The sequence below is a fragment of the Oceanospirillum sediminis genome, assembly GCF_014164585.1.
GTDB lineage: Bacteria > Pseudomonadota > Gammaproteobacteria > Pseudomonadales > Halomonadaceae > Oceanospirillum > Oceanospirillum sediminis.
The window spans coordinates 1-5,944 of sequence record NZ_JACJFM010000069.1 but is presented as its reverse complement, the minus strand read 5'-3'; the positions used below and the strand labels follow the sequence as shown (position 1 = coordinate 5,944).

The 5,944-nt window shown below is 46.0% G+C and carries 4 protein-coding genes; 1 reads left to right on the top strand and 3 read right to left on the bottom strand.

Annotated elements, in window-relative coordinates; all coding sequences use genetic code 11:
- Window positions 1–378: 378 nt before the first annotated feature.
- The 3 genes from gabT to H4O21_RS23795 form a co-directional block, all read right to left on the bottom strand.
- Window positions 379–1,662, bottom strand: a complete 1,284-nt coding sequence (gene gabT, locus H4O21_RS23805; protein ID WP_182812286.1) for a 4-aminobutyrate--2-oxoglutarate transaminase — start codon at window positions 1,660–1,662, stop codon at window positions 379–381.
- 90 nt (window positions 1,663–1,752) lie between these two features.
- Window positions 1,753–3,216 (bottom strand): NAD-dependent succinate-semialdehyde dehydrogenase, encoded by a 1,464-nt coding sequence (locus H4O21_RS23800; protein ID WP_182812283.1) that lies wholly within the window; start codon window positions 3,214–3,216, stop codon window positions 1,753–1,755.
- 575 nt (window positions 3,217–3,791) lie between these two features.
- The gene (locus H4O21_RS23795) at window positions 3,792–4,961 is read right to left on the bottom strand and encodes an amino acid permease (protein WP_182812281.1); all 1,170 of its coding nucleotides are present in this window, start codon (window positions 4,959–4,961) and stop codon (window positions 3,792–3,794) included.
- A 329-nt stretch (window positions 4,962–5,290) separates the two neighbouring features.
- Here H4O21_RS23795 and H4O21_RS23790 point away from each other — a divergent pair, with 329 nt between their 5' ends.
- Window positions 5,291–5,758: a hypothetical protein gene (locus H4O21_RS23790; protein ID WP_182812276.1), complete on the top strand. Its 468-nt coding sequence runs from the start codon at window positions 5,291–5,293 to the stop codon at window positions 5,756–5,758.
- Window positions 5,759–5,944 lie beyond the last annotated feature (186 nt).

The window sequence follows — 5,944 nt, the reverse complement described above, 5'->3', positions numbered from 1 at the left end:
ACAGCTTACCGCTCCTGGTCGAAATGATCCATGCCTGAATAGCTAATTTGTTTTAAAAACAGTCTATTAAGGGCTTTTCAGGGCTGACTAGATATAAACTGCGGCACAGATAATATAGGATAGTATCCGAAATAAAAGAGATAATTGAAGGGAAAGTGAAAGAGCAGAACAGCCTTGCCGCCAATGTGCCCTGATCTGAGTCTATGTCGCTAAAATTGAAGGAGTATAAAAAACGGGCTCAGCCAGAGGAGAAAAGGCTTTGCCCGTCTGCATTAACAGAACTGTTCACTTTCTGGGGGGGCAGATTGATCTGTTCTGTTAATGACTCACTGAACAACCGGAAAGTCGGTATAAGACTTTCCGGAGGGGAGATCGGGATTACTTAGCCAGATCTGCCATCAGACCAGCCAGAATGTCGATGCCTTCATTCAGCACTTCATCACTGATCGTCAGTGCAGGCAGGAAGCGAATAACGTTGCTGCGGATACCACATGATAGCAGAATCAGGCCACGTTTAGATGCTTCCGCAACCAGGGCTTTAGTCAGTTCAGGGTTAGGCTGCTCAGAATCACCATTCTGAACCAGCTCCATCGCGATCATGGCACCCAGATTACGAACGGTACCAATAACCTGCGGATACTCTTCTTTCAGACCATTCAGGCGGCTAACCATCTGCTCTCCAATCGCCAGAGCACGATCAGCCAGTTTCTCTTCTTCGATGATTTCCAGTACCGCCAAAGATGCAGCACATGCCATAGGTGCGCCTGCATAAGTACCACCCAGACCACCGGCAGGAGCAGAATCCATAACTTCAGCTTTACCGACTACTGCTGCCAGAGGGAAGCCGCCAGCGATACCTTTAGCCATTGTCATCAGATCTGGCTCGATACCTGCGTATTCAGTGGCGAACATTTTACCGGTACGGGCAAAACCCGTCTGAATTTCGTCACAGATCAGCATGATACCGTGCTGATCACAGATCGCACGCAGCTGCTGCAGGAACTCAACAGGGGCCGGGTAGAAACCGCCTTCACCCTGTACAGGCTCGATAATGATCGCTGCAACCTGAGACGGCTCGATGTCACAAGTGAACAGCATGTTCAGTGCTTTCAGAGAATCTTCGATGCTTACACCGTGATACTCGTTAGGGTAAGGTGCATGGAAGATACCTGCCGGGAAAGGACCAAAACTGGCTTTGTAAGGTACCACTTTACCCGTCAGACCCATTGTCAGGTTAGTACGACCGTGGAAGCCACCATTGAATGCGATAACGCCCGGACGACCGGTGTGGCTACGCGCGATTTTTACACAGTTCTCAACCGCTTCTGCACCCGTAGTTACGAAAATCGCTTTCTTATCACTGTCACCAGGCGCGGCTGCAACCAGTTTTTCTGCCAGGGCAACAGACTGCTCATATGGAGTAACCATTACACAGGTATGGCTGAACTTGTCCAGCTGATCTTTAACCGCTGCAACTACTTTCGGGTGCGTATGACCTGTGTTATTTACTGCAATACCTGCTGCAAAATCAATATAGCGATTGCCTTCAACATCCCACATTTCAGCGTTTTCAGCACGCTCAATGTATACCGGTGCCAGGTTGCCCTGACCTGTTGCAATTACTTTTTCTTTTCTTTCTTGCAGGGAAGCATTAGTTGTCATGGTTTTTCTCCAGTCGATCAGGTCTATGCCAGGTGAAATTCCACCTGGCACAGATCGGTAATTTATAAAGTGAAAAAGATCAGAAAGGGATTAGCGAATGCCACCCATCAGCATATATTTGATTTCCAGGTACTCATCCAGACCATATTTGGAGCCTTCACGACCTGTACCGGACTCTTTTACGCCACCAAACGGTGCAATTTCGGTAGACAGAATGCCATCATTGATAGCGACCATGCCGTATTCCAGACCTTCAGAAACACGCCAGATACGGGACATGGTCTCTGAGTAGAAGTAAGCTGCCAGACCAAACGGTGTATTGTTAGCAATCTTGATCGCTTCTTCTTCAGTCTCAAAACGGACCAGAGGTGCTACCGGGCCGAAGATTTCCTGAGTAAACACTGGCATATCCTGAGTTACGTTAGACAGGATAGTCGGCGTGTAGAACAGATCGCCATGTGCATTACGCTCGCCACCGGTTACGATCTGAGCACCTTGCTCAACAGACTGCTGAACCAGACTTTCTACCTTATCAATAGCGGCTTTGTTGATCAGTGGACCAATCTCAACACCGGGTGTTGTACCATCACCTACCTGCATTTCCTGTACGCGAGCGGCCAGTTTTTCAGCAAATTTATCGTGAACACCAGCCTGAACCAGAATACGGTTAGCGCAAACACAGGTCTGGCCTGCATTACGGTATTTAGAGGCGATTGCACCTTCAACCGCTGCATCAATATCCGCATCATCAAATACGATAAATGGCGCGTTACCACCCAGCTCCATAGACGTTTTCTTAACGGTCTGTGCACATTGTTCCATCAGCAGTTTGCCTACAGGAGTAGAACCTGTGAAGCTCAGTTTGCGCACAATCGGGCTGGACGTCAGTTCACCACCGATGGCTGCAGCATTAACACCGGTTACTACGTTAAGAACACCGGCAGGGATGCCTGCACGATCAGCCAGCTCAGCCATAGCCAGAGCACAGAAAGGTGTTTCTTCAGATGGTTTGATAACAATCGTACAACCCGCAGCCAGAGCAGGAGCTGCTTTACGGGTAATCATGGCAATCGGGAAGTTCCACGGAGTAATTGCGGCAACTACACCAATGGGCTGTTTTACGGTCAAAATACGCTTATCGTTAGCGTGAGTAGGGATGACATCACCGTATGCACGACGACCTTCTTCCGCAAACCATTCAATGAAAGATGCGCCATACATCACTTCACCCATGGCTTCTTTCACTGGTTTACCCTGCTCAGTGGTCATCAGCAGAGCCAGATCTTCCTGAGCTTCAACCATCAGGTCGAACCACTTTTTCAGCACAACAGCACGCTGTTTAGCTGTCATGGCTTTCCATTCAACCATAGCTGCATCTGCCGCAGCGATAGCAGCACGGGTTTCTTCAGCACCCAGATCAGCAACATCAGCAATAGCCGCACCATTAGCAGGGTTGGTTACAGAGAAGGTTTTGCCACTATCCGCTGAAACCCATTCACCATTAATGTATGCCTGTGTTTTCAGCAGCTGCTGATCTTTTAATTTTTCTAACATCGTCATCTCACCTGAAATTGGCAAATAAAGGCTTTATTCCGGGAAGTTTAAAGGCACACAAGTGGCACTTGCCTGCGATGCAGGGCCTTATTTTGATCCGGGTCAAACTATACGCAGATCCTAGCGAAATAAAGGGATATGAAAAACTTCCACCATTCAAAGCATAGTTTGATCAATACAGAACTTTAGAGCTGATTTCGTATCTTCTTTGTCCTGTAATGCCTTGAATATCAAGGGATAAAAGGCTTCTACGCCAGAAATAGTGGTATATAAAACAACCGCTATACAGAGAATAAAGTAATTTGTGATAACTTATGGCTATGTTCTTTATAAGAAATTTTGATCATAGCTGGTGTGTTAATCATATATAGTCAGGAATTAGTAAGAATACAGGCTGTATCAACTTAAGTGTGTTGGATAGTTTGTCGAAATGGGGGGCTAACCGGATTGTCTGTCGAGGGCTTCCCGGAGACAGTGATGTCAGAATGCGTCGAATTGAACGTGCTGATAGTACAGCTGCCAGAATCCATCTGAATGGGACCCCGCAGCTGTATTCAATCTATAGCTATTTAATCTCAGAACTGTGCAAACACCAGTAGTAAACCGAAGGCTGTGCAGGCGATCAGGCTGACAGAGCCTCCTGGAATGGTAAAGCTGTGTTCTGGAGCCTGGCGACAGCGCCATACCATAGCAACAGGAATAAAAATAGCCAGTACCGTTAATGCCAGACCGGCAAAGCTCAGTGCTTTCAGGAATTGCCCCGGAGCACTGGATGCCATAATCAGTGGTGGCAATAATGTCAGTGCAATAGCTGGTACACGTCCCTTCATTATATTCTGGCGTTCACAAATTTCCTGAAAGAAGCCAAACAGTGATAAAGCAACACCCAGGAAAGAGGTTAACAAAGCCATAGCGGCAAACCACTTCAGTACAGTATTCAGCCATGCTGAATCTCCGCCTAACGCTGAAACCAGTTCCTGTACTCCGGAAAAAGCTGCCAGTTCAGAGGGCTCTACGGTACTCATGCAGGCCATAAACCACAGGCTGTAGCAAACCAGAGGGATCAGGCTGCCAATCAATACCACTTTACTGAATTGTTTGCCTGTACCATGGGTATAGCTAACCAGAGGCGGAATAACTACCATAAAGCCGAAAGATGTAAAAAGAACCGGTAACGCTGCCAGGATAATGGTGATTTGAGAGTCTGCAACCTGGCTTATTTCTGCGACTTTGCCTGCAGCGGGTGATGAAAACATAGCATAAAGGGCAACAGTAAAAGTACCCAGCATAGTTACAAAGAACAGACGATTAATCTGGTCTACCAGACTCGTACCCAGCACAATGGCGATACCAGCAAGTAGAGTAAACAGAATTCGACTGGTATTGGAATCAACGTCCAGACCGATATAGCCAAGGGCAGATTGCAGTAATTCTCCTGCTCCCAGTATATAAGCCATCAGTAAGAATCCAAGCAGGAATATCATACCCACATCAGCAAGAATCTGCCCGCCTTTGCCTAGCCAGTGTCCTGACATGTTATGCATGTTATCGCCGGGATGGTGGTTGATATTGACTTCCAGCAGCAGCAGTGCCGCGAATGTCGTAAAAGCCCAGGTAAATAATAAAAGCCCAAGGCCCATTGTGAGTCCCAGCGGAGCAAGAACCATAGGAATAGCCAGCATTCCGGCACCAAGAGCAGTACCTGCAACGATCAGTGTACTTCCGATAAAACGGGGTGAAACCACAGTAATCTCCTGAATTGTGTTTATTATCAAGTTGTTATGGAGAGATGCAAATCTTAGAGAAAAGTTCTTTGTTAGGCTAGTTTTTTGCAAAAAATAATTTTTAAAGTGTTTTTGTCTGTTTTTTGTTGAAATTTAAGATCAAGGGTCTGATGTGATACGGTTTTTATTATTGGCGGATTTTTTTTGTTTTATCAGGTGTTGCTGAACTTACTGATGAATACTGACCTTGAGGTAGGCTGTTAAAATTGAGTCACATGTTAAATGAAAGAAAAAGGAACCTTTCGCAAAATTAAATATCTGAAGTCGGCAACAAAGTGAAGGAGAGAGAAATGATTCAACGAGTTATGCAAATGTTAATGCTGACGGTCAGCATCCTGGTTGCCGGATACAGTAATGCTCAGGACCTTTCATCCGTGAGTGTCAATGATCAGTGGGATAAACCGGTCACAATTGACAGCCAGATCAAATGGCTTGTTTTTTCCCATCATAAAGAAGGGGGAGAATGGGTGAAGAACGCGATTCAACAGCAGAATGTCTCCAACCTGTCGGCGCATAATATTGTCTATCTTGCCGATATTTCGGCCATGCCCGGTTTTATTACTCGTTTGTTTGCGTTACCTAAGATGAGAGATTACGGTTTCAGAATAGGACTGATCAGAGATGAAGATATTGCTCAGAACTGGCCTAAGCAGGAAAACAGTGTATCCGTTTACTGGATGGACAATGGGTCTGTGACTGAAAGCCAGTTTTTCGCATCGGAAGACACTTTCTCAGCCTGGTTAAAATCTGTACGTTGACTAAAATCTTTATGTTAAGGGGCTTAACATAAAGGCTAATTACATCCGTTTATCTGCCATTTCAGAAATACTGCTGTTTGTTTTCATAAGCCTGTTTGTAACTATTCAGCCCGCTCTCAACTATTTGCTACCTTGACGAATAGTTGAGATCTGTCAGTTTATGCATAGCAACAGACATTGAAGAGC